General features: G+C 62.3%; 21 protein-coding genes. 11 read left to right on the plus strand and 10 right to left on the minus strand.

Features of this window, described 5'->3' with window-relative positions; genetic code table 11:
* Positions 1–84: 84 nt before the first annotated feature.
* On the minus strand, positions 85–2,802 hold the full coding sequence (locus J5J06_08375) for a diguanylate cyclase (GenBank protein MCO6437089.1): 2,718 nt from the start codon (positions 2,800–2,802) through the stop codon (positions 85–87).
* A 401-nt stretch (positions 2,803–3,203) separates the two neighbouring features.
* On the opposite strand from J5J06_08375, the gene J5J06_08380 reads away from it, so the two are divergent.
* From J5J06_08380 to J5J06_08400, 5 genes are all read left to right on the plus strand, one after another.
* The gene (locus tag J5J06_08380; protein MCO6437090.1) at positions 3,204–3,947 is read left to right on the plus strand and encodes a hypothetical protein; all 744 of its coding nucleotides are present in this window, start codon (positions 3,204–3,206) and stop codon (positions 3,945–3,947) included.
* Complete coding sequence (locus J5J06_08385) at positions 3,928–4,773, plus strand: TPM domain-containing protein (GenBank protein ID MCO6437091.1); 846 nt, start codon at positions 3,928–3,930, stop codon at positions 4,771–4,773. Before J5J06_08380 ends, J5J06_08385 begins: the two co-directional genes overlap by 20 nt.
* 118 nt (positions 4,774–4,891) lie before the next feature.
* Positions 4,892–5,512, plus strand: a complete 621-nt coding sequence (locus tag J5J06_08390) for a LemA family protein (GenBank protein ID MCO6437092.1) — start codon at positions 4,892–4,894, stop codon at positions 5,510–5,512.
* A 35-nt stretch (positions 5,513–5,547) separates the two neighbouring features.
* Positions 5,548–6,594 (plus strand): methyltransferase domain-containing protein, encoded by a 1,047-nt coding sequence (locus tag J5J06_08395; protein ID MCO6437093.1) that lies wholly within the window; start codon positions 5,548–5,550, stop codon positions 6,592–6,594.
* A 143-nt stretch (positions 6,595–6,737) separates the two neighbouring features.
* Positions 6,738–7,640, plus strand: a complete 903-nt coding sequence (locus J5J06_08400) for a hypothetical protein (protein MCO6437094.1) — start codon at positions 6,738–6,740, stop codon at positions 7,638–7,640.
* Between the two features lie 38 nt (positions 7,641–7,678).
* Here the strand turns inward: J5J06_08400 and J5J06_08405 are convergent, their stop codons facing one another.
* Positions 7,679–9,097 (minus strand): polysaccharide deacetylase family protein, encoded by a 1,419-nt coding sequence (locus tag J5J06_08405; protein MCO6437095.1) that lies wholly within the window; start codon positions 9,095–9,097, stop codon positions 7,679–7,681.
* Between the two features lie 4 nt (positions 9,098–9,101).
* Positions 9,102–9,839: a methyltransferase domain-containing protein gene (locus tag J5J06_08410; GenBank protein MCO6437096.1), complete on the minus strand. Its 738-nt coding sequence runs from the start codon at positions 9,837–9,839 to the stop codon at positions 9,102–9,104.
* 270 nt (positions 9,840–10,109) lie between these two features.
* Between J5J06_08410 and J5J06_08415 the strand changes: the two genes are divergently transcribed.
* From J5J06_08415 to J5J06_08425, 3 genes are all read left to right on the plus strand, one after another.
* Positions 10,110–10,349 carry a CDGSH iron-sulfur domain-containing protein gene (locus tag J5J06_08415; GenBank protein MCO6437097.1) on the plus strand — a complete coding sequence of 80 codons (240 nt, stop codon included), beginning with the start codon at positions 10,110–10,112 and terminating at the stop codon, positions 10,347–10,349.
* A gap of 81 nt (positions 10,350–10,430) precedes the next feature.
* Positions 10,431–11,993 (plus strand): A24 family peptidase, encoded by a 1,563-nt coding sequence (locus tag J5J06_08420; protein MCO6437098.1) that lies wholly within the window; start codon positions 10,431–10,433, stop codon positions 11,991–11,993.
* A 171-nt stretch (positions 11,994–12,164) separates the two neighbouring features.
* Positions 12,165–12,839 (plus strand): OmpA family protein, encoded by a 675-nt coding sequence (locus J5J06_08425; protein ID MCO6437099.1) that lies wholly within the window; start codon positions 12,165–12,167, stop codon positions 12,837–12,839.
* Between the two features lie 10 nt (positions 12,840–12,849).
* On the opposite strand, the gene J5J06_08430 is transcribed toward J5J06_08425, so the two are convergent.
* Both J5J06_08430 and J5J06_08435 read right to left on the minus strand, forming a co-directional pair.
* Complete coding sequence (locus J5J06_08430; protein ID MCO6437100.1) at positions 12,850–14,721, minus strand: redoxin domain-containing protein; 1,872 nt, start codon at positions 14,719–14,721, stop codon at positions 12,850–12,852.
* A gap of 262 nt (positions 14,722–14,983) precedes the next feature.
* The gene (locus tag J5J06_08435) at positions 14,984–16,006 is read right to left on the minus strand and encodes a peptidylprolyl isomerase (protein ID MCO6437101.1); all 1,023 of its coding nucleotides are present in this window, start codon (positions 16,004–16,006) and stop codon (positions 14,984–14,986) included.
* Between the two features lie 288 nt (positions 16,007–16,294).
* On the opposite strand from J5J06_08435, the gene selD reads away from it, so the two are divergent.
* From selD to J5J06_08450, 3 genes are all read left to right on the plus strand, one after another.
* Positions 16,295–17,266 carry a selenide, water dikinase SelD gene (selD, locus tag J5J06_08440; protein MCO6437102.1) on the plus strand — a complete coding sequence of 324 codons (972 nt, stop codon included), beginning with the start codon at positions 16,295–16,297 and terminating at the stop codon, positions 17,264–17,266.
* 116 nt (positions 17,267–17,382) lie between these two features.
* The gene (nadC, locus tag J5J06_08445; protein MCO6437103.1) at positions 17,383–18,234 is read left to right on the plus strand and encodes a carboxylating nicotinate-nucleotide diphosphorylase; all 852 of its coding nucleotides are present in this window, start codon (positions 17,383–17,385) and stop codon (positions 18,232–18,234) included.
* Positions 18,228–19,286: a hypothetical protein gene (locus tag J5J06_08450; protein ID MCO6437104.1), complete on the plus strand. Its 1,059-nt coding sequence runs from the start codon at positions 18,228–18,230 to the stop codon at positions 19,284–19,286. The genes nadC and J5J06_08450 overlap by 7 nt, the downstream gene beginning before the upstream one ends.
* Positions 19,287–19,330: 44 nt before the next feature.
* Here J5J06_08450 and J5J06_08455 read toward each other — a convergent pair whose 3' ends face one another.
* From J5J06_08455 to J5J06_08475, 5 genes are all read right to left on the minus strand, one after another.
* Positions 19,331–20,329: a substrate-binding domain-containing protein gene (locus J5J06_08455; GenBank protein MCO6437105.1), complete on the minus strand. Its 999-nt coding sequence runs from the start codon at positions 20,327–20,329 to the stop codon at positions 19,331–19,333.
* Positions 20,330–20,372: 43 nt separating this feature from the next.
* Positions 20,373–20,783 carry a hypothetical protein gene (locus tag J5J06_08460; protein MCO6437106.1) on the minus strand — a complete coding sequence of 137 codons (411 nt, stop codon included), beginning with the start codon at positions 20,781–20,783 and terminating at the stop codon, positions 20,373–20,375.
* 210 nt (positions 20,784–20,993) lie between these two features.
* Positions 20,994–21,215 (minus strand): hypothetical protein, encoded by a 222-nt coding sequence (locus J5J06_08465; GenBank protein MCO6437107.1) that lies wholly within the window; start codon positions 21,213–21,215, stop codon positions 20,994–20,996.
* 23 nt (positions 21,216–21,238) lie between these two features.
* Entirely contained in the window at positions 21,239–21,925 is a 687-nt protein-coding gene (locus J5J06_08470) for a hypothetical protein (protein MCO6437108.1), read from the minus strand.
* 57 nt (positions 21,926–21,982) lie between these two features.
* Entirely contained in the window at positions 21,983–22,837 is an 855-nt protein-coding gene (locus J5J06_08475) for a hypothetical protein (GenBank protein ID MCO6437109.1), read from the minus strand.
* Positions 22,838–23,196 lie beyond the last annotated feature (359 nt).

Consider the following 23,196-nt stretch of genomic DNA (forward strand, 5'->3'; position numbering starts at 1 on the left):
GGAATTGAAGCCGAGGGCAGCCAATCTCCTCCGCGCCGCAAAGAACCGGAGGAGATTCTAAGCGGCGTCGCCGAGCGAGGCAATTCATGTCGTCTGTGACAGGGGGACCGAAGCACCGGAGTCGGCGGTGTGGGACCGCCGCCAGATCCGCCGATCGATCGAAGAGAGTTGCTCCGCCTCCGTATCGTCGGACAGGACGCGGGCCAGGCGTTCGAACGTCTTCTCGCGTCGGCGGAGCGCCTTGACCAGCTCGGGATCGAATTGCGTACCGGACGCCTCCGTAATGATCCGAAGCGCCTCGGCGTGGGGAACCGGCTCCTTGTACACCCGGCGCGACGTCAGCGCGTCGTAGACGTCGGCGACCGCGACGACCCGTGCCGAAAGGGGGATTTCGCGTCCCCGTGTGCCGTCGGGGTATCCATTTCCGTTGAACCATTCGTGGTGGCTTCGGGCAATCTCCACGGCCATTTTCAGAAAGCCTGCGTGCGGAACAAGGTCGACCACTTCCTGAATCGTATGCGCGCCGATGGCAGTGTGTGTTCGCATCGCCTGCATTTCCTCGTCCGTGAGCCTTCCCGGCTTGTTGAGGATGCTGTCGGGAATGGCAACCTTGCCAATGTCGTGAAGGGGAGCCGCTCGCTCCAGATCACGGATAAACCGGTCATCGATCAGTCCGGAGTACGAGGATGATTCGTGCAGTTCCCTGGCCAGAACCGCGCTGAATTTCGTCACACGTTCCACGTGGTGGCCGGTATCGGAGTCGCGGTGCTCGGCGAGCTTCGCCAACGCAAAGACGATGGCGTCCCTCGCCTCTTCCCGCGAGCGGACAACCTGGTGCTTCCTGACAGCCGCGGCCGCATCGTTGGCAATGAGGTCTACGTACTCCAAGTCCGTTCCCGCAAATGGTTTTCCGTCACGGCGGAATCCCCCGATCAGCACGCCGAGCGTCGCGTGTTCCTCGATCATGGGAATACAAACGAACGGCGGCTCGCCAAGCATCAGCAGATCGCTCGGGCGGAGTGATTCGGGAAGGTCTTCCGGCCGGTTGATAATGAGAGGCACGCCGTCTTGGAAGACTTCTCCCGGAATGCTGCCATTCACCGGCAAAGACATTCCGGCGAGCTGTCGCCCAATGGTTCCCGTGGATCCCGCGACGACGAGCAGTTCCTTCGAAGGATCGGGAAGCAGTGCGCTTACCCGACGGCACTGGGTCACATTCGAAAGGGTATGGATCGTATGCTGAATGACGGCCTTCATCGTCCGGCAGGCGACCAACTGGCGGGCAAATTCGAACAGTCCGTTCATGACCCGCTTTTGCACGCCACGCTCAATTTCCGCTGCGGTCAGACTCTGGAACTTCAATCGATCCTTCACCAGCCTCTTCACGCGAAAGAGCAGTTCCTGCGGGGACATGTCAGCGACGGCGAGGTCGTCCGCGTGAATCTCGATCGCGTGCTGGGCGACTTCGGGTCTGATGCAGTCCGCAACCAGCATGAGCGGCGTTTCCGCAGTCAGATCGCGGTATTTCAAGCACTCTGCCGCCGCAATCCATCTCGAGGCGGGCTCGACGAGCGGCAAGAGTACGACATCCGGCGCGGAGGAGGGATCAAGCCCCTCGATCGGGTCGTCCAACGATGAGAATTGGACCTCACAGCCTTCCGAGTCAAGCATGCCGCATCGCTCTCGAAACGCGGACGAGGGCTCCACGACCAGGATCCGGGCCGGTCGCTCGGTGCCGGGGTGGACCAGATCCTGGGGCGGACTGGGGGACTGGACAACGCCGGTATCGAATCTCGATCGGAGATGGGCATTCAGTGTGCTTGCCAGACAGATCCGGTTGCGACCCTGGTACTTGGCCGCGTACAGGGCCTCGTCCGCCGCCCGGAGCAGGTCGTCCGGCGATTTCATTCCCGGGGTTCTTGTGGCCACACCCAGACTGACCGTAATTCCCAACGTGTGACCGCGGAATTCGACACCCTGAGACTCCACCGCCAGCCGCAGCCGCGAAGCCAGGATCGACCCATCCGATTCGGTCGTATTCTTCAGGAGAATGAGGAACTCTTCTCCGCCGAATCGCGCCACGCGCTCGTTCTCCCGGGTCGTTCGGAGGAGCGTTTTCGCCGTTTCCCGCAGAACAGCGTCCCCGGCCGCATGACCGTACGTGTCATTGACGTTCTTGAAATGGTCGAGGTCCAAGCTGATGCAGGTGATGGCGTTCGCGTCTCCGGTGTTGTCTCCCCATGCGGACTCCAACTGGCGAAGGATGTCCCAGCGGTTGGTCAGGCCGGTGAGCTCGTCGCGCGTCGCGAGTCGGCGAAGTTCCGCATAGGCGTCTTCCAGTCTTGTATTGGCGACGGCCAGTTCCGCGTTGGTTCGGTGGACTTCACGATTCTGTCGCTCCAGGTCGGAGTGAACCCTCAGCACGCGCTCACCGCCGCGCAACCTCGCTATCACCGCGCCCGGTCGCAGCGGTTTGACGAGAAACCCGTCGGCTCCGGCCTCGAACGCCTGGATGAGCTGGTTTTCGGCTTGGGGCTGTTCCGCTACAACGACCACATAGACAAACGGTATTCCCTCATGCGTGCGGATCGCCCTGCACAGGGCGAGTCCGTCCATCGACGGCATGGCGAGATCGGTTACAACGATCTGGCATCCCTGGTCAAGAAGCACGTGGAGCGCCTCGCAACCATCGGTCGCCGTCAGGACTTCATAGCCCGCCTGTTCGAGGTGTGCCTGAAGGAAATGCAGGGCGTCCGGATCGTCGTCGACCACGAGAACGCGACTTCGCGGGGGCGTCATCATTCGGGCGTCCGAATGCGTGATGGTGGTCGCTTCACCGAGGCCAGGTCTTTGGGGGCCGGGACCGGATGCGATCGTCGAGAGAAACGCTCTACGAGTGTTATCGATGCGTATGGAAAGGCGATTGAGCATGATCGGGGCGATACGCGCCGTTTGGAGATTGACCCATCCGCGAGGCTTGACAGGCGCGCGAGATCGTCCGGTAATGCCCGACGGTGAAATCGGTTTCGCATGGTGATCTGCGTCGGATTCGTTGATTCCTATGGAAAGAGCTCTGGGGGCTCGCGGGAGGCGTTCCAACTTTTTCGGACTTCTATAATGGTTGCCGACGACACGGTGCCGTACAGAAGAGTAATCCGGACCGGAAACGCCAGGCGCAGCCAGGAAAGGAGGAAACCGAGGCAATGACCGAGGTTGCTCTCGAGCAGGATTGGAAATCACAGGTGTCCGGCGAGGTGATCCCCGGCATCGCCCGACTGGCCGAGTTCGTCCAGGCAGTGTTTGCCGACGTGGTCGAAGCGCTGGTTCTATTCGGTCCGGCCGTGTCGTCGGAGTTTCATCCCGGCATCGACCGCGCCAGGACCGTTCTCGTTCTTCGAAATGTCGAACTGGCCGGTTTGCGGCGGTTGGCGACGGAGATTCCCGGACTGACGAATCAGGGCGTGGCAGCACCACTGATCATGACGCCGGCCTACATTGACGAGTCGCGGGATACCTTCCCGCTCGAATTCCTGGAAGTCCAGCAGCGCCATGTGATCGTTCTTGGCCGAGATCCGTTTTCCAACCTGACGTTCCTGGATGCCGACATCCGGACCCAATGCGAGCGGGAAGTCAAGATTCTGATGATCGGGCTTCGCCAGGGTCTGCTGGCCTCTGGCGGGGCCGATGACGATCTCGTCGATCTCGATCACGACGTGGCGTCGGGACTCGTGCGGACGCTTCGCGGTGTCCTTTGGCTCAAGGGCACGCGCGACGCGCTGTCCACGAAGGACATCCTGACACACGTGGAAGGAGTTGTGGGACGGAAGCTGGACGGACTTCGTAAATCGCTCCAACCGGAAGCGAGGGAACGATGGGACGAATTCGTGCGCTTGTATGACGATGTTGCGGCTGTGGGAAGGTTCATCGATGAACTTCAGACGAACTAAGCCTCGTCTCCCGGCCTTGGCGCTCGCCATTGTTCTCCTGCCCGTTTCCGGGGCGCTCGCCGAGGTCACCGTGGATGACCCCGGGACATACGTGGTCGATCGCGCCGGCGTTATTGACGCTTCGCTGGAAAGAGAGCTGGAGAACGTACTTGGCGAACTGGAGCGCAAGACCGGCGCTCAAGTGAAGATCCTCACCGTTCCCACCACCGAAGGTGAGTCTATTTTCGATTTCTCCGTGCGCCACGCGCAGCGCTGGAAGCTCGGGCAAAAGGGCAAGGACAACGGTGTTCTGATGACCCTGGCCGTGAAGGAGCGCTCCGACCAGATTCAGGTTGGATACGGGCTCGAGGGCGTTCTGCCCGACACGTGGCTGGGGGCGCTGCGGCGGAAGGTGATGGTCCCGAGATTCAAACAGGGCAAGATCGGTGAAGGTCTGGCCGCGGGTGCCTTGGCCATCGCCAATAAGATAGCGGAATCGGAGAATATGACACTGGAGGGCGCGTCTTCCCAGGCGGCGCCCCGGGTTCAATCATCGCGCGCCCCCCCGGTCGAAGCCGCCGGAAGCTGCTGCGTGGGGGTGATACCGTTCCTGATACTTCTCAGCATTATCGCTTCGGCAAGTCGCCGACGTCGGCGTTATGGCGGCAGCGGCGGACTGTGGGGCGCCCTGATCCTGGCGCAGATGTTGGGAGGCATGTCGCGGGGTGGACGGGGTTCGTTCGGTGGGGGCGGCGGCTTTGGCGGTGGTTTCGGGGGCGGTTTCGGCGGCGGATCGTTTGGCGGCGGGGGCTCGTTCGGAGGAGGCGGTGCCGGTGGCAGTTGGTAAGGAATGTCCACGTTGCGGTGCGGCCGTCGCTCGCCAGGGAGGGTTCTGCCCTTCCTGCGGCGCGGCGCTGAGCGGAAAGCGAGGTGCGTCTGTGAGTTTCGGCAAAGTCCTTCTGGTGATGTTTCTTGCGCTGGCGGGCGCGCTGGTTATCGTCGGCGGCTGTGTCTATTCGGGCTACAATCGGGCCGTTACGCTCGAGGAGAACGTAAAGGGGGCCTGGTCGCAGGTCGAAAATCAGCTTCAGCGGCGGTTCGACCTCGTTCCCAATCTCGTCGAAACCGTGAAGGGCTATGCTTCCCACGAGGAGAAAATCTTCACCAACATCGCCGAGTCGCGCCAGGCCTACTTCCAGGCCAAGGACAAGGGCTCCGTCAGTGGCATGGCCAAGGCTGCGACGGGTTTCGAGTCCGCCCTCTCGCGCCTGCTTGTGCTGCGCGAAAGCTATCCTGATCTGAAAGCCAACGAGTCGTTCAACAACCTTATGGTGGCGATCGAGGGTTCGGAGAATCGGCTTGCCGTCGAGCGGAAACGGTACAACGACGCCGTCCGGCAGTTGAACACCTTCACGCGAAGACTGCTGGGGCGGTTCTACTCCTCCCTGGCAGGCGTGGCGCCGGCCGAGTACTTTGAAGCACCGGAGGAGGCAAAGACGGCGCCCAAGGTGGATTTCTCCCGCAACTCCGAGGACACTGGCCGCAGTCGAGATGAGGTCCCACAAGGCGGGGACGACGGCGGCTGACAACAAGCCGTTCGTCGAACCGCGGGATTCATGAAATGAGCTCGCTCAATCTGATTCACGAGAGTGTTCAGGACTACTACGGGCGTGTGCTGGGAGGAACGCGCGACCTGAAGACCAGCGCCTGCTGCACCGGGGAGAGCATGCCGGCGCACGTGCGGGCGCTGCTGCCACGGATTAAGCCTGAAATCCGCGAACGATTCTACGGCTGCGGTTCGCCGATCCCTCCGGCGATCGAGGGCTGCACGGTGCTCGACCTCGGATGCGGCACGGGGCGCGACAGCTACATCTGCTCGGCGCTGGTCGGATCGAAGGGGCAGGTCTTGGGCCTGGACATGACGCCCGAGCAGCTCGACATTGCCCGCCGTCATCAACAATCTCAGGCCGAGCGATTTGGATTGCCTGAGCCCAACACGACTTTCATGCAGGGCTACCTGGAAGACTTGGCTGCGGCCGGCATCGGGGACGAATCCGTCGACGTGACCATTTCGAATTGTGTCCTGAATCTCGCGCCGAATAAGCAACGCGTATTCGACGAGATTTACCGGGTTCTCAAGCCGGGCGGAGAGCTATTGTTTTCCGATGTGTTCGCGGACCGCCGTCTCCCGCAAGAGTGGATGGACGATCCGGTGCTGCTCGGCGAGTGCCTGGCTGGGGCCATGTATTTCGAGGACTTCCGTCGCATGATGGTTCGCAGGGGCATTCCGGACGTACGGGTTGTTCATCGCCGGCCAATGACGCTGGGCAACGCCGCCATTGAAGAGAAGGTGGGCCCCGTTCGGTTCGAGTCCGTGACGGTGCGCATATTCAAGCTTGCCGATCTGGAAGATCAGCAGGAAGACTACGGGCACATTGCCACCTATCTCGGTTCGATGTCGCATGCCTCCGGCGGATTCGCCCTCGATCAAAACCACGTCTTTCCGGCGGGCAAACCCACCCCGGTGAGTGGCAATACAGCCGCAATCCTGACCGCCACGCGGTATTCAAAACACTTCAAGGTCCGGGGAGATCGGTCGCGGCATTTCGGTTTGTTCGCGGCCGCCGGTGCGACGCCAGGGAGTACCGCCGCCCCATCCTGCTGTTGACTGCCCCTCAGCATGCCGCCGTCTTGACGCACGGAGTTCTCCGTGGATACTTGAGGCTGACAAATCCGGCGCGTTGTCGAGCCCGTGGAGCGCGGTCCGCTTCGGTTCGTCAATTCGTCGTCCATCAACTGGAGGAATTGGATATGGCAGGACGTTTTTTCTTGACCCGAAGTGCGCTGAGCGCGGTGCTGGCGATGGTTCTTTCCGGTTCGGTTCTCGCCGGTGAGCTCGGCGCGCGGGGGCCAAAGTCCGATCCGTTGGCGCGGCCGACGTCGCTCGTGCTGGCATCGCAGCAGGATGCGGGCTCGTCGGAGAGCACGACAATGACGACAAGCACGACGACGGGAGCTTCCGAGTGGGTGATTGACGGTCCCGTTTTCCTGCGCAGCGCCGATCCAGAGCCGGTCGGCGTGTTGGAAATCAAGAACAACTTCGCCTGGTCGACTTCCAAGGACGGCAGCGATGACGATTACGAGTATGAGTTGGAAGTCGAATACGGTCTTGTGGAGAATCACGAACTGCTCCTCGCCTTGCCATTTGAACTGGGTGACGGAGAGGTGGACGGCAATGGCGATCTGACCCTGGGCTGGCACTGGCGGCTGTGGAGAGAGGACGGGTGGATTCCGGCGTTTGCCGTGCGAAACTATCTGCGTTTCCCGACCGGCTATCGTTCCAGTGGTGTGGATTACGAGCTTCGCGGGCTTTTCACCAAGACGCTCGTGACTGATTTATTGCGACTGCATCTGAACCCGTTCGGCCGATCGGTGAACGGTAATAACGAAGAGGACGCCCACGATTTCTTTTACGGGGCCGCTCTCGGTGTTGACTACCGCGTCTCTCCCGAATTCCTGCTCGTTGCCGACTACCTCTATACCAACGGGGAAGACGAAGGCGAGAGCAACGAACACATGGCCGAGCTCGGCTTCGATTGGGAGTTGGGCGGCCCGCACATTTTCAGTTTTGCGCTTGATGTAAGCCTCGACGGCGACGACGAAGGCGAGGCATTCGGCGCGAAGTTAAGCTACATCTACGAGATTGGCGAGTAGCCGGTCCGCTTGAGGTTTCCAGCACGGGAATCGCCGGATTACCTCGCGGCAACGGGTTCCGAATGGCGCAGCATTGAGGCGCTCGGCACCTGTTGCTGCGAGGTGTTCCATTGCGCTTCGATCATCGCCGCTCGTGCGCGCCAGTGGCGGTTGATGTCGACCAGGCGGGCATGCCACACATCCGGCAGTGACACGACGTGTTTCACGAACTCCCCGTAAACTTCCATCCATTGCGGCCGGGCCGTGAGCTGCGGCTCGGGGTGCGTGCAGACGCTGATAAGCGAATGACGCGCCCACAGCGACGTGGCCATTTTCGCCTGTCGCTGGGCGGCCTTCTCCGGCGTGCAGCCCTCAAACTCCAGGGACACGTCCTCCAGCACGGTGTTCGGCAGTTCGAGTAGATCCGTCCCCTCGATCGTGAACGGCAGGGATGTCGAGCAGCCGTCCGTTCGCGGAGTCATTGCCGACATGGGTCGCGCGAAGCTGGGGACCGTGGCATCGTATTCGGCGTAGGCGTCAAGCTCGCGGAATAGCCGGGGCGTCCGCAAATAATTGGGCGATCGAAAACCGACGGCCCCGTAACGATTGCGCAGCGGCTCGATCTCACTGAGCTCGCGGCGCATCTCCTCACTGGGCGCGAACGCCAGCCGATGATCGTGCCGCGCGCTGTGAAAGCCGATCTCATGACCCTCGGCGCAGAGCTCATCCAGGCTGACTCGTCCCCCCTCGAGGAGTGAGCCGACCACCATCCACGTCGAGCGCAGCCCCCGGCGTTTTTCGATTTCCGTGAATCGCTCCAGGGTCCCCGGCCTTCGGAAGGCATAAGCCGTGTCGATGTCGTGTGTAAGCGCGACCGCACAGCGTTTGCCTTCGGGCCAGAGTGGAATCGCCTGCTCTCCGGTCGCTCGTTCGATCTGCGTACGCAGCCAGTAGAGCCAGAAATCGACGGATGGGTCGAGCGCGCCGTTGGGGAATGGCGGGACCCGGCTGTGGTTCAGAGATCGCACCGCGCGGAGCAGCTTGAGTCCGCCCATGCGCAAGGTGGCGGGAAGCGGAAGTCGCAGGACGCCCATGCGGACGTACAGCGGCGGACGATGGGTCAGGTAGCGTTCGTTGCGGATAAGCGAGATTGTCGCATCGACGTCAAAGTGCAGCCGAATCTTGCCGGCCGTGGTTCGCGTGACAAGATCGAGTTTATCGCCGTTCCCGGTCTCAACACGAGCCAATGAATCGCCGCGAACCTGCGGACCTTCGGGCAGCAGGAACCAGCTCCACCAACCGGACTCGATGTTCTCGCGGTATGGCCCGGCTTCTTCCAGCAAAGCGAGCGTCGGTTCAACCCGTCCGAATACGACCCGTGCCGGCCCGGCAGGCTGAGGTTCCAGCCACCCGTGCTGCTCGATTGAGCGTGCCCAGGACTCCGGCGAGAAGCCCCAATATCGAAAAACACCGTCCATTGATTTACGTTCGTTCGGCAAGCAGCGCCACGCGCATGGACCAGTTTCGAATCAGCGGCAATCGGCTCAGCAGCGCGTCGATCGGACGCAGAAGCGTCACGGCCAACGATCCAAGTGCGTTGGGGATGAACACGAAGTGGGTCAATCCCGCGATGCGCAGCCCTGCGGCACCCGCAAGCTCGCGGAGTCGCCGGTCGTTGGACTGGCGTATGTGCGGATACCATTGGGGCATCTCGTTCTTACCCGTCCATTTCATGATGCGATACAGCGGGCACGTCCCATTCATGTCGATGAAGACGATCCGGCCGCCGGGCTTGAGCAGGTTGTAGTATCCCTTCAGGGCGGACTCTTTGTTCGGGTAGTAACTGAACGTGTTGATGCCGAGGATGATATCGAAAGCGTCGCGCCTGTCTTCCTCGGGAAGATGTTCCAGCGGTCTCTCGCAATCCCCGACGACGTATGTCGCATCCGGACTGCGTTTCCGCGCCTGCTCGATCATGGCCGGGCTGATATCCATGGCCGTTACGGTGCACCCGCGATCCGTCAGCCACCGGGTGTAGACGCCCGTCCCGCAGCCCAGCTCGAGCACGCGGCTTCCTGCGGGTACGTGGCGGGTCAGAAACGGCTCGTAGTACGTGCGGAAGTTGTAGGCCTGTCCCGCTCCCGAGACGCCGTGTTTCGTGTCGTACACGCCGGCGAACTCGTCGTAGTAGGCTCGTACGCAGTCCTTCAGGTCGGCCACGATTTCTCCTCCTTGGGGGTAGTCTTCCTCATGGGGCACATGTAGCCTGATCGAGTTATCGGTCACGAATCGGGCCGACCTTACGTAGCCCGCAATCGGGTGGTTCCCGGGACGGACGCAGCCATGCGGCTCTCCGTGCTGTCAGGATCGCGGAAGTCGATTACCATGCCGCCGACGTTGCCGGCTTGGTCGACGAACCTGGTCTCAGCGGGGACCGGGCCATGTGGCGGGTAGGGGGAAGGTTGAAGGGGACTGCAGGAGGACGCTCGGATGGCTGAACCGAAACACGGAACACGGCCGATGGTCGTGGAGGAAACCCCCGGAAAGAAGGCCTATTGTCAATGTGGGCTCTCGGCCCGTTTGCCCTATTGCGACGGGACGCACAGCCGCGAGCAGACCGGCCTGTCGCCGGTCGTGTGCGAGGTCACCGAAACAGGACGAAAGTCCGTCTGCCAATGCCATCGCAGTGCGTCCCTGCCGTGGTGCGATGGAACGCACAAGACCATCTGATGTCTCCAACCGCCGATCAAAACAGGCGGGTCCGATTCGCGCTGCAATGGAGTATCACAGCCTCGGGGAGGACGGTCACGATTGAGCCTGCTGGCGACCCTTTGGTGGATGGCGTTCTTCGCAGCGCTGGGCCTGTGCGCTGGCAGTTTCCTCAACGTCGTCATCTATCGCCTCCCGCGCAACCTGTCCCTCCGAGATCCGATCTGGTCGATGTGCCCGCACTGCGGATCACGCATACGCTGGTACGATAATTTGCCCATCGTCAGCTACCTCGTTCTGGGCGGGAGATGCCGAGACTGCCACCGGACCATTTCCCAGCGTTATCTCGTCGTGGAAGCGTTGACTGCAATCGTAGTCCTGGCCATTGTGGATGCGTTCTTCGTCGCCCATACCCGCGGCGGACTGCTGCAATCACAATTCGGCCTGACCGACAAACTCGCGGTGGATTGGCCGATCCTGCTCGCCCACCTGGTCCTGTTCACCAGCCTCCTCTCCATGTCAGCCATCGATATTGAGCATTACTGGGTGGATATTCGTTTCACGCACTTCGCGACGATCGTCGGATTCGCCGCACACACCATCTGGACGCCCCGGCACTCGATGGAGTGGATCCGACCCTGGGACTCCACGGCCATAGGATCGATCTTTGCTCTCGGCGGCTTGGGTCTCACCTGGGTTATCCTGGTTTGCCAGCCGCGTGTCGATCCCGAGGATTTTGACGAGAACGACGTCGATGGACCTGAAGAATCATTGACGGTTGCTTCGGATTCCCCCGGATTCCCCACAGCGAGCGAGGCGGCGATGCTGACCGGCCCGGCGGCCGAAATCGGCGTTGCGCCGCCGGTGGCGAATCCGCGAACGCTCTGGAAAACTGTCACGATCCCTTGGGGTGGATGGCTGTTCATTGCCGCGCTTACGGTCCTGCTGACACTGATGTCATTGGCGGAACTGGGATATGGCACAGCGGCAAACGATTGGCGCTTGCTTGGCGTCATGTTCCTCCTGTTCCTGCTCGTCGCACGACTGGGCATGACGCCGCGCGAGTCGGATCAGCACATCGTCGAGGCGATTCACGAAGAGCGCTTCGGGGCTCGGCGTATGGTGCTGGAAGAACTGGCGTTGCTGCTGCCGGCAATTGCGGGCGGGATCATCGGACTCTGGTTGATGTCGCGGGGCGGCACGTTTACCGAGGACGCGGCCCGCTCGCTGCACTCGACCCTGCATCTGTCCGACTTCGGCCTATTCCGCCATTGGCAGCCACTGTATGGTCTGGCCACCGCCGCGAGCGGGTTCGTCGTTGCCGGAGCAATCGGTTGGGCCGTCCGTATCGGATTCACGCTCCTGTTTGGTCGCGAGGCGTTCGGTTCAGGCGATATTCACATGATGGCCGCCGCGGGGTGCGTTGCCGGCTGGCCGGTCGTCGCCCTCGGCCTTTTTCTGACCTGCGTACTAGCGCTGGGAGGCTGGATTCTGGCCCTTCCCTTGAAACGCAGCCGGGCGATCCCGCTGGGTCCGTGGCTTTCGTTGGCGTTCCTGATCGTCGTGGTTTTCTACGACCAACTCCTCCGCTGGCCTTTTCTGGAGAGGGCCATCAGCAACGTGAATTACCTGCTCTTCAACAACTCACAGGCTCCGTTTTCCTGAAGGATGCGTTATCGTTGCGTTTCGTCGGCCGAATCGCTATGGTCGCTACCGGGGCGGCTGCGGTGGACGGCAGTCCGCGCATTTTTCCGACAACGCCGATGCGGTGCGACGCGGTATGGCCGCTCGCGCATCGATAGCCGGCGAACATCTGAAACGAATGGAGGTTGTTCCATGTCCAGGCAGGCGATGAGCGGTCTGGTCCTGATCTGTGGTTTGGGATTTCTGACGACCGGTTGTGCAAGCAATCAGAAACAGCGGATGTCCATGCTGGAGGACGCCAACCAGCGGCTTGCCGATCAACTCAACCGCATGCGCGGCGACCTCACCACAGCCAGCCAGGACGTGGACGAACTGAATCGTAGACTTCTTGCGGCGCAGCAGGAAAACGAGAATTTGCGGGGCGAGCTCGCCGACGCCTCGACGCCCGTGGAAGCCGCGCCGGGTTGGACCGCCGTACCCGGCGGTGCGATGATTGCGATCGAGACAGAGGTTCTATTCCCTTCCGGAAAAGCCGTGCTTCGACCTGAGGCCCTTCGTACGCTGGACGGCATCGTCAGCACCATCTCCGGGCAGTATCAGGAGAAGGACGTTTTCGTCATCGGCCACACCGACAACCAGCCCATCAAGAAGAGTGGGTGGAAGGACAACTGGGAGTTGAGCACCGAGCGGGCTTTGGCCGTCGTTCGCTACCTCCAGGACCATGGTGTGGGTGCGGCCAGACTGGTGGCCGGAGGCGCGTCGATGTATCGACCTGTTGCCGAGAATTCCTCCGAGCGAGGCCGAGCACTTAACCGCCGGGTGGAAATCTACGCGGTGGATTCATACCTGCTCAAGGCAACGCCGTAACCGAACCGTTTTAGCGCCCATCAAGCCGCAGAACGGAATCCGTTCCCGAGAGGCGTACGGGGACCGTCCAGCGGTGTGTGCCGGGCGCGCATAGACCGCCGTCGGCAGTCGTACAATAGGTTACGCTGGCCAGAATGCTCCACGTTCCCTCGCGGACGGCGCCGGCGGGGAGCTTGACCAGCAACGGCAGCTCGGACGATTTGCCCGTCACTTGGGACACGACCGTGTCACCAAGGGAAATGCGTACCGACCACGGCGCTTCACCGTTCAGATGCGCCCCTTCGGGTAGCAGGGGATGAAGCAGCAGATCGATACTGCGATCCGGGGCGATGTTCACCGGGGCGAGTTTCGTCGTCGGTGTCTCGCTTTCCTCCTCGCGTCCGCCGATTCCTGAGATCCCCGTCAGCACGACTTCGCGCCAGGATTGTGTCGCCAGGTCGAGCTCGACGACACGATGGTTGTTGGTGTCCGCCACAAACAGCCGTTGCCCGGACACCGAAAGTCCGCCCGGCTCGAAGAACGCGACCTGACCGTCACCAGCCGAGGCTTCCGGCTTGCCCGTGCCCAGCAGCGTGCGAACCGTTCGCCCGCCCGGGTCGACGACCTTGATCTTGTGGTTGTACGTATCGGCTACGAGCAGCACGTTGCCCCACGGCGCTACGCCCAGCGGGTGCTGCAGACGAGCGTCGGGGTACGATCCGTCCACGTCACCGAAGACGAACAGACCTTCACCGATCACCGTGAACACCTGCTCGGTGGCCATGTCGATGCCCCGAACGGCGCTGACCTCGCTGTCCGCGAAATAAATCGTGCCGTTGAGCATGCATATGCCCGATGGCTGGGCCAGTGCCGCGGTCTCCGTCGGCCCGTCGGCGAGGTTCTCCCGCCCCGATCCCGCAAGCGCCCGAGCGAATCCCACCGGCAGGTCGATGCGCCAGATCTGATGCCGACCGGCCATGGCTACGTAGAGGGTCGAGCCCTCGATGGTCAGGTCCCAGGGAGAATTGATGCCCTGTGCCGTGCCCATGGCACCACCTGCGCAATCGTTGCTCAACTCTCCGGTTCCGACGACCGTCGTCACCGTGTACGCATTCAGGTCGATAGCGCGGATCAGGTGGTTCTCGGTGTCCGCGACGTAGAGCTTGCCGCGGGAGTAGGCGAGCCCCTGCGGATGGTTGAACGTGGCCCGGTCCGGTGGGCCGTCGTCGCGACCTGCGCTGCCCGAGCCGATCACCGCCAGAACACGGCTATGACCGTTCTCGTCGGGAAGCTCGGCCACCAGGATGCGATTGTGATTCGAATCGGCGATGAACAGCCGATTGGCTGCCGCGTCCGCCAGGACCTTGCCGGGGAACGCCAGTCCCGATGCAGCGCGGACTTCGCCCTCCCGTTGCAGCTCGAGCGGGCCTGGCGCCAAGCTGCCCTCGGCCCGACCCTGCGCCAGCGCCTGGGCGATGGCCTGGTCCAGCGTCTCTCGGTTCCCTTCCCCCGCGGCCACGCACGAAACCACGCCCTTCGCGTCCACAACGACGACGGTAGGCCAACTGCGGGCAGCGTAGGCCCGCCAGATCTTCATGTCCTCGTCGATGACCACCGCGTGACGAATCTCGTATCGGAGAATCGCGGCGCGGATCGTTTCTCGCGACGCCTCATTGCTGAACTTGGCGCTGTGCACGCCGATAAACGTCACCGGCTGGTCGGCGTATTTTTCCTCCAGATACGCCAAATCGGGCAGGATGTGGATGCAGTTGATGCAGCAATAGGTCCAGAAGTCCAGCACAACCACCTGCCCGCGAAGCTCCTCGGCGAAGCTGAGCGGGCGGTCCGTATTCAGCCAACCCAGGTTGGCCGTGAGCTCCGGCGCTCGAACGCGTCCCATCATGGCTCCGGCATCCTTTCGATTGAATCCCTGATGAAGAAGTTTGTCCCGCGACCGAACTCGGGCCCTTTCCGCTTGGAAGGATAATGGGATCACCGGCATCGCCCAAGAGCTGCTGCTTGCGCACCCGGATACAGAATGGTCGGATCCCTCCCGCGCGGCTCCGGCGCAGGCGGGCCAATAGGGACACCAGCTGGTGCGTGGGTGGGCTCTTGTACCCCGTTTGCGTAGGGATTGCCTGACAGGGATGAGGCGGCGCCCAGTGTCAGGGCATGGTCGCAGGGGAAGCCGCGTACATATCCGAAGGCGCCTCACTGACCCGTACCGTGCGCATCACGAGCTCACGCTCGGGGCGCCCCTGTTCATTGACCGGAACGGCCATCAGACGGTCGAGCGTTTCGAAGGACTCATCGCCGACCAGTTCGGCAAATGCCGTGTATTTGCCGTCCCATTCCTTCTGCCGTGTGTTGCAGATGAAGAACTGGCTGCTGGCCGAGTCCGGATCGTCGTTCAGCAGCGCCATGGCCACCGTTCCTTTTCGAAACGGATGGTCGTTGAACTCAGCCGGCACGCGCTTGCCGTCTAGCCGGATCCCCGTTCCATCGCCACGGGGACACCCGCCGAGAATGAAGTACCCCGGCTCGAGCCGGTGGAAGGTCTTGCCGTCGTAGAATCGATCGGTGGCCAGTTCGATGAAATTGGCCACCGTTTGCGGGGCATCCTCGTAGAAAAATCGCAGCGTCATGCGCCCCTCATCCGTGGTGATGATCGCCTGCTTCAGAGTCTCGATGCGGATATTGGCCGAAGCCGCGGCTGCGGCCCCGTCGTAGGGTTGCCAGGTAATCCGATAGTTCCCCGCCCCGCGCAGCGCGGGGTAGTACTCCCGAAGATCCACCGTCGTTCCCACGGAGCTGTGCGGCGCGAGAATGAGGATCGGCGCCTCGTCCGGCCTGCGGAAACCCAGCGGCGCGTCCCATCGACTGCCCGCCATCCCTTCCAACACGATGGGGGGGGTCGTGACGCCGCTGAATACGTGGGGCAGCGGAAGTCCCATTTCCGGGGACGGGATGGCCGGCTCCGTTCCTGGGACCGTCAGCGTCACCGATTCATCGGACGAATTCTCGATCGAGAAACCGACCCAGACGGGCTGTCCGGGAATCATCGGGACGGCCGGCACGCGCAAGTGCGCCTGCAATCCGGGACGCTGATTGACGACCTTCTCTTGTGCGAACGCCGACGTGGCGGTGACAAGCGCCAGCGCCAGACACGAATATCCGCGAAAACACATACTGAGAACCTCGTTCGCCGGTTTACGGCCGACTGCGACCGTTGGGACGCTGCATTGTGCAGCGCGCTTGCCTGTTGTCCAGCACGACCCGGTCCCATGAGCACCCGGGGCAGACTCCTCCCCCACGCACTTGTACCGATCGGCGACGCTTCCGGTTGCGGCGAGTTGCCGGCGTGACGCCGCAACCCGCGGCGCCTACACTGCAACGCCATGACCCCCTCGCGCCAGATTCGCTTGACGGACTATTCGAGCTGCGCGGGTTGAGCCGGCAAGCTCCCCCAGGGAGCCCTGGCGCAGGTTCTGCGCGTCCTGCCGACCCCTTCCGACCCAAACCTCCTGGTTGGCACCGCCCGTCTCGATGACGCCGGTGTCTACGCCATCGGACCGTCCACCGCCCTTGTCCAGACCGTCGACTTCTTTCCGCCATTGGTGGACGATCCGTTCGCCTACGGCCGAATCGCCGCCGCAAACAGCCTCTCCGACGTGTATGCCATGGGGGGGCGACCCGTCACGGCCATGAACATCCTCTGTTTTCCGGATGACGTGCTGCCCGCCGAAATCGCCGCCGAGATTGTTCGCGGCGGAGACGAGCGCGTTCGTACGGCCGGCGCCGTCACCGTCGGCGGGCACAGCGTTCGCGACACGGAGATCAAATACGGATTGGCGGTTACCGGGCTGGTGGATCCCGCCAGGGTCGTCACCAATGCCGGGGCCCGCCCGGGCGACATCCTCATCCTTACCAAACCTCTGGGAAGCGGTGTGCTCGCCACTGCGTTCCGCGCCGGGAAGATCGACGAGTCGCAGCTGGCGGAGTCCGTCGACTGCATGATCGACCTGAATGCCGCCGCCTCCGAGGCAATGGTTGAAGTCGGCGTCAGCGCGGCCACCGACGTAACCGGATTCGGGCTGCTCGGGCACGGGCTGGAGTTGGCATTGGCAAGCGGTGTGACCCTCGAGATTGACGCCGCTTCGGTTCCTTTGCTTACCGATGTGACCCTGCTGGCTCGCAAGCGGCATCTCACCCGATCCCATCGTGCCACCCTGGAGCACGTGGCGTCCCACATGCGCCTCGTCGGCGACGTCGATGACGTCCTCGTGAAGATTCTCGCCGATGCCCAGACGTCGGGTGGTCTGCTCATTGCGCTCCCGGCCGATCGCGTGGATGCCTACGGCTCGTCATTGGAAAGTCGAAGTCCTCGTCCGGCGGTCGCCATCGGTCGTGTCGTCCCGAAGGAAGACTCGGCCATTCTTCTGCGCTGACTGCGGAGTGCCTTGGCACACTGCGGCCGTGCTGACGCTTGCTCCGCTCGGCACTCCCGCCGACAATGACCGTCATGCAGCAGGTATTCGACGAGAATCTTTCACAATTGATCGCCATGGCCCGCCGGGAGGATCTCGGCGAGCGCGGGGACATCACCACACAACTGATGGCCGATCTCAAGGCCGATGCGACGTTTGCACTGGTGGTGAAGAAGCCGGGCGTTTTTGCGGGCAGAGAAATCGTCCCGTTTGTACTGCATGCCTATGATGCAGCGATCGAATGTTCCTGGTCACCGTCGGGAAACGACGGCGAGCGGATCGAGAAAGTTCCAATGGAACTCGCCCGCATCCGCGGTCCTGTCGGTTCGATTCTCGCCGCCGAAAGGGTCCTGCTGAACTTTCTCCAGCGACTCAGCGGAATTGCCACGACTACGCGGAGCTTCATCGACGCCGTGGCCGGAACGTCCGCGGTCATCACCGATACCCGCAAGACCACGCCCGGGTGGCGGGCGCTCGAAAAATACGCCGTGCGTTGTGGCGGCGGCAAGAACCATCGTGCCGGCCTGTACGATGCCGTCCTGATCAAGGACAACCATCTGGCCGGGGTGGAGCCCACACGCGTCGGCGCGGTGGTTTTCGACATGCTCAATCGGCTGGGTCAATGGGGTGTGAACCCCACCTTCGTTGAAGTGGAGGCGCCCGGCATGATGTATGTCGAAGAACTCCTCAAAGTCGTTGGCGTCGACATTATCCTCCTCGACAACATGTCTGTCGCAACCATGCGGGAGGCGGTGGCCCTTCGTGATGCATTCGGGCTTCGCGGCAAAGTCCGGCTGGAAGCCTCGGGCGGTATCGATCTCGCCACGGTCCGCCAAGTGGCTGAGGCCGGCGTGGACCGCATCTCCGTCGGGGCGATCACGCATTCGGCACCGGCGCTTGACCTTTCCCTGGAGCCGTCGGGATGCTGACCAGCGGCGTGTTCGGCTTCCTTGCCGATTACCTGCTGTGGTGGGTGCTGTTCCTCTCGATTGTCATCCACACCTGGTGCTTCTTCCAGTATTACCCGATCAGGAAACGCACACGCCGCGGTCTTGTTCTCGGCAACATCCTCGTCTTCTTCTGCCTCTCCGGTGCCGTATTTCTCGTCGGCGAAAGTTACTTTCGATTCCTCGCGGTCTACACCGATTCGTTCGGCCTGTCCCTCCCCGCCCGCCGCTGGTTCGCGCTGTATACGCGACTCAATCGCCAGGGCTGTCGTGACGAGGAGTGGACCGTGCCTAAGCCCCCGGACGTATACCGGATCGCGTTCGTCGGCGACTCGTTTACCTACGGCTGGGGAATCGAAGACGAAGCGGATCGCTTTCCCGAGAAGATCGAGAAGCGCCTGAACGAGAGCTACCCGGGCCCATTCGAGGTGCTCAACGCCGCGCGGCCGGGTTGGGATACCGGCGATGAGCTTCGCCACTTGCGAGAGTTGATTTCTACGTTCGGTGTTGACGAAGTCGTCCTTTGCTACGTGCCGAACGACATCGAGGATCTCATCCCGACCACGGACGACTTCAACCCGCGCGAGCCACCACCCCAAGGCTTCTTCGATCCGGATCGATCACCCTTTTACGAGTATCTCTATACGCGGGTGTGGTTGCCGCGCCGGCCCACCGTACGACTTTACCAGTCCTGGCTGGCTCAGGGATATGCCGACCCCGCGATCCGGTCCGCCCAGGATGCGCGGCTGGCGGAATTCGTGAGCGAATGCGTGGAGGGTGGGATCGTCCTTCGTGTTGCACTTCTCCCTTTCCTACGCGTCGGCCCCGACAGCGTGGACCAGGCACGGTTGTTTGCCGAACTCGAACAGTTTTTCACGCAGCGCGGAGTGTCCGTCGTGGATCTCCTCCGGCAAACGGAGGGCGTTGATCCGCAAGAGCTCACCGTCAGCGCCATCGACCCCCATCCCAACGAGAAGGCCCACGCATTGTTCGCACAGGAAATTTGGAAAGCCTTTTACGCGAATACGCCCTGATCGATAGGTCAACTCGATGGACGCGAAGCGGGCTCTCTGCTGCGCTATTCGTCCTTCGGCGACGGCGCGGCCAGGGGGAGGTACACACTTGAATCCGCGATTGCCCCTTGCCCCGAGGCGGAGAGCGCGAAGCTCACGAATCGCCAGACTTCTTCCGGCGCATCGGCCGGGACATAGAGGTAAACGTAGTAGGCCAATGGATAACGGCGATCGCGGATGCTCTCGGGCGTGGGCGCTACGGCCTCGCTGGATGCGCTCGAAGAAATTGCCAGCATCTGAGCGCCTCGCGTGCGCCCGAATTCCGTAACGCCGATGCTCAGTGGCTCGGCCGCAACGCGCTGCGCGATCCCGTCGAGCGGCATGCCCTCTCGGTAATCCGGAGGCGCCAGTCCGGGTGTGGACCGAATCGTCCATGCAGAAACCAGGTCACCGTCCGCTGGCGGGCGAAGCACGACAACGCGGGGCGACTCGTCTTTGGCACGGTCGTGACCGTGGGCATCCGGCCCTGAGGAATCTGGCGCCACGCTGTTCGTGTCGCCGACGGGCTCCAGGACGTCCGTGCCGTCTACCCCTAGCTGCTCCCACCGTCCGACTGCTCCAGCGAGCACTCGAAACGCCTGATGTACCGTCAATTGACGGCATCGGTGTTGTGGATGCACGACGACCACTCCGGCGGAAATCGCGATGGGGACGCCCAGCACCGAGGGCTGACGGGGCGCCTTGAGACGATTGCGTTCCGCTTCCGTCAGCGGTCGAGCCAGTGCTACCAGATTCGCCTTCCCGTTTTCCAGTGCTGAAAGGGCGAAGGGCTTGGGCAGGGCGGTTGTCTCGATGGTCGCGTCGTCGTTGGTTCTCTTGAAAGCGTCGCCCAGGCGGTGAACCAGTTCAGCCATATCCGAGCTGGCGGCGATCGTCAGCCGGGAAGGTTCTTCGTCCGTCCCAGCCCATGCCGAGCGTGGCGATCCCAGCCAGCCCAGCATCATCAACAGGCAAACCACAGCCCGGGCGAACACCCCGCGAGCGTACCCCGATCCAATCATCATCCCGGCTCTCGCCATATCTGGATCTGTCTGAAAGAGCATCCGCTCAGTTCGACCCGGCATCCAGCGATCGTGCCCGATCTACCTGTATCCTCAGCACAATCTGCTTTCTCGACGCGCCCGAACCCTCGATCCGCACGTCCCCGCTGATGTTTTCACCGACGCGAATGTCCTCCAGCCGGGAAACGACACCATCGATCACGATCTCCGTCTCCCGCGTGACTTCTCCGACGCCCTCCAGCTCCTGCTCGTGCCCGCCGCGATCAGCGCGGTACGTGACCATAATCCGTCCCGTGCCGTCCGGGCCGGGTTCGATTTTCTGAACGCGACCCTCGAGCGGGACCAGTTTCGCGGCCGGCTTCTCCTCCCGGCAGCCGACGGCGACGACATTCAGCAAGAGCATCAGGAAGGATGCTTCCGCGATCCGCCGCCACCGGTAATCCGCCCTATGCTTCATGCCGTTTTCCTCTTGGTAGTGTCGATTCGGAAAAGGAAACCGCTCCAAACTCGAAGCCGCCGGGATCGACCGCGCCGTCGAATCCGAAATACTGTCTCAGGCAGGCGCTCGACGCGCCGGCCGGGGCAAACCGCCATCATATCCGGTCGCATCGTCTGCTCAACGGTATGCCGGCCGATCACGTTTGCTGAGGTGCAGCAGCACTCCAGCCTATTGGCTCGAAGACGAGGGGCAGAAGAGCGAAGTGGTCTCGCCCGATTCATCCACGCACGCCGCAATCGCCGCTGGAATCTGCGGAGAGAGAATATAGCTCGTGATTCCGTCCACGACGGAATCACGGAACCGGGCTGTGCATTGCGTGGAGAGAATCGTGCCGAACATCATGGCCGATGCGGCCGCACGAATCCATCGACTGCTCGAAAGCTTGGACATGGTCGATCCGTCCCTGGTCGAAATTAGTCGTTCTCGCGTGTCTGCGACTCGAGGTAATCCTGAAGATTGACAAACGTATTCGGTCCCGTGAACACGGAAGGTTGCTCAAAACCCGGCAGCAGAAACGACTGGATGATGGCGTTTCCGGTCACGCCCGGCCGCCGAATAATGCGGAAGATGATCGTGTCGCCACATCCGAAATTCCCCGCCGTCCGCACCAGTGGATTGACGCCCTCGGCGGGCACGCCGGTGCCCGGCGTACCTGTAGCGGTGCCGCCGCCGACGAACACGGCCGTGTCCGTCGGCAGAAGGTTCTCGCCAAGGCCGACGACGTTTACCGGTGATTCTCGGCAGGAGAACAGCACGCCGATTTCGTTGCCCGGTGCATTCGCGCCCGCATTGAGGCGCTTGGTCTCGCGGACCGGACGCGTGATGGCATTACCCGAGTCGTCGACAAGCGGATTGCCCTCGGCGTCGCGCTCGATTACGGCCCGTTCGATCGTCACGATGAACTCGGCATTCTGACCGGTTTCATTGACGCACCGGACGAACACGAACGCCGCCTCGGGCCCGGGCGTTACCGGGAAGGCTCCCCCAAGGGTCGTGTTGATGAACGCCGGATTGAAGATCCCTCCGCATCCCACGACCACAATGCAGGTTACGAAGGCTGCGCTCGCCCACTTGAAAATCTGCAACGTTCTCTTGCTCATGGGGGATTCGATTCCCGTTCCTCCGGCCTACACGTACCCGCCGGCCGGATCTTCCTGTTATTGCACAGACACGATGAATTCGTAGCGCCCTCCGATCGACGCGACCGCGTTCGGGTCCTGCCGATCATAACTGGGCGCGTCGCCGCCCACCGCCGCCAGGAATGGCACGCGCAGGACGCCGGTGATCTCGATGGCAATGACCGAGCCGCAAACCGGTGCGTCAGCCGGTGCCGGCGCCCGCCGGACCGGGATGTTGGCCTGAAGCACCGTATTCCCGTCCTCGTCCACTGTATCCAATCGCAGTACGCGAAACTGCGGCGGGATCGTCTCGCGAAGCTCGAACCGGGACGTTACGTCGCCGCCTTGCGTTACCGTCACAAGCTCGTACCCGAGCAGCTCCACCGGTACGAAAACCTCGATATCACTATTGGGGTCGACCTCAACCTGCGCGACGTCACAGACCACGACCGCGTTGTCCAGGTCGTTCTGAGTCAAATCGGGGAACAAATCGACGTTGAAACGGGGGTCAATCAGGATCGTGCTACCGTCCACGAACTCGAATTGCGACGTGACTCCATTTGTAAAAGTGACATTAATCCGCATTCTGAATCGCGGGCGAAGCGCCCGTTTCTCGGCATTCGTCAGATTCAGCCCCTGCCCCTCCAGGTACGCCACGAGACGCTCGTCCACCTCGGCATTATTGACCAACTGAACCACGAGGTGCCCGGGAGCGTTCTGGAGGGTGGTGAACGCGCCGGTTCCCGCGCCATCGACAAGATCGACAAACGACGGGTTGAGCGAGTCACAATTGCCTCCGGCGAACACGAGGCTCAGGCTCAGGGCAGCCGCGCCCACCCGGCTTCCTTGGTGCCGAATCCACTTCCTGATGCTGATTTTGGGGTGGTGATTCACGCAATCGTCCTCGATGCAGGTCCATCAAGCCCGGCCACGCCGCTTGACATCGGCGGGCCACCTCGGTTCCGGAGGCGGAATGCGCCCATTTCCGCTCCCGGCGGCGTAGTATCGCCCTGTTTGCACTGTCGGGTCAAGTCGCGGGCGCCGGCGGCGGTGCGGCTAGACCCTTGCCGGCGGTGGGTTTAGGGGCGCGCGCGCTTTTTTCCGCTCGCCGAGTGAGCGCCCATGCGCGTTATTTACCTATGGAGGGCGCCACTTTCTCGCCCCCCTCGCGTGCCGGATTTGATTTTCCGACACACGATCTGCAAGATGTCCGATCTTGCAAGCAGGGCCCCAAGGCCGCCGTTCCGACAGGA

The sequence above is a fragment of the Phycisphaerae bacterium genome, from assembly GCA_024102815.1.
GTDB lineage: Bacteria > Planctomycetota > Phycisphaerae > UBA1845 > UBA1845 > JAGFJJ01.

Coding starts and splice junctions, on each gene's coding strand:
- J5J06_08375 (MCO6437089.1), bottom strand. CDS start 2,802: ATGATGACGCCCCCGCGAAGTCGCGTTCTCGTGGTCGACGACGATCCG.
- J5J06_08450 (MCO6437104.1), top strand. CDS start 18,228: ATGCTGACCAGCGGCGTGTTCGGCTTCCTTGCCGATTACCTGCTGTGG.
- J5J06_08455 (MCO6437105.1), bottom strand. CDS start 20,329: ATGATGATTGGATCGGGGTACGCTCGCGGGGTGTTCGCCCGGGCTGTG.
- J5J06_08390 (MCO6437092.1), top strand. CDS start 4,892: ATGTTTCTTGCGCTGGCGGGCGCGCTGGTTATCGTCGGCGGCTGTGTC.
- J5J06_08470 (MCO6437108.1), bottom strand. CDS start 21,925: ATGAGCAAGAGAACGTTGCAGATTTTCAAGTGGGCGAGCGCAGCCTTC.
- J5J06_08405 (MCO6437095.1), bottom strand. CDS start 9,097: ATGGACGGTGTTTTTCGATATTGGGGCTTCTCGCCGGAGTCCTGGGCA.
- J5J06_08395 (MCO6437093.1), top strand. CDS start 5,548: ATGAGCTCGCTCAATCTGATTCACGAGAGTGTTCAGGACTACTACGGG.
- J5J06_08435 (MCO6437101.1), bottom strand. CDS start 16,006: ATGTGTTTTCGCGGATATTCGTGTCTGGCGCTGGCGCTTGTCACCGCC.
- J5J06_08430 (MCO6437100.1), bottom strand. CDS start 14,721: ATGATGGGACGCGTTCGAGCGCCGGAGCTCACGGCCAACCTGGGTTGG.
- J5J06_08385 (MCO6437091.1), top strand. CDS start 3,928: ATGAACTTCAGACGAACTAAGCCTCGTCTCCCGGCCTTGGCGCTCGCC.
- J5J06_08415 (MCO6437097.1), top strand. CDS start 10,110: ATGGCTGAACCGAAACACGGAACACGGCCGATGGTCGTGGAGGAAACC.
- J5J06_08400 (MCO6437094.1), top strand. CDS start 6,738: ATGGCAGGACGTTTTTTCTTGACCCGAAGTGCGCTGAGCGCGGTGCTG.
- nadC (MCO6437103.1), top strand. CDS start 17,383: ATGGCCCGCCGGGAGGATCTCGGCGAGCGCGGGGACATCACCACACAA.
- J5J06_08465 (MCO6437107.1), bottom strand. CDS start 21,215: ATGTCCAAGCTTTCGAGCAGTCGATGGATTCGTGCGGCCGCATCGGCC.
- J5J06_08425 (MCO6437099.1), top strand. CDS start 12,165: ATGTCCAGGCAGGCGATGAGCGGTCTGGTCCTGATCTGTGGTTTGGGA.
- J5J06_08380 (MCO6437090.1), top strand. CDS start 3,204: ATGACCGAGGTTGCTCTCGAGCAGGATTGGAAATCACAGGTGTCCGGC.
- J5J06_08460 (MCO6437106.1), bottom strand. CDS start 20,783: ATGAAGCATAGGGCGGATTACCGGTGGCGGCGGATCGCGGAAGCATCC.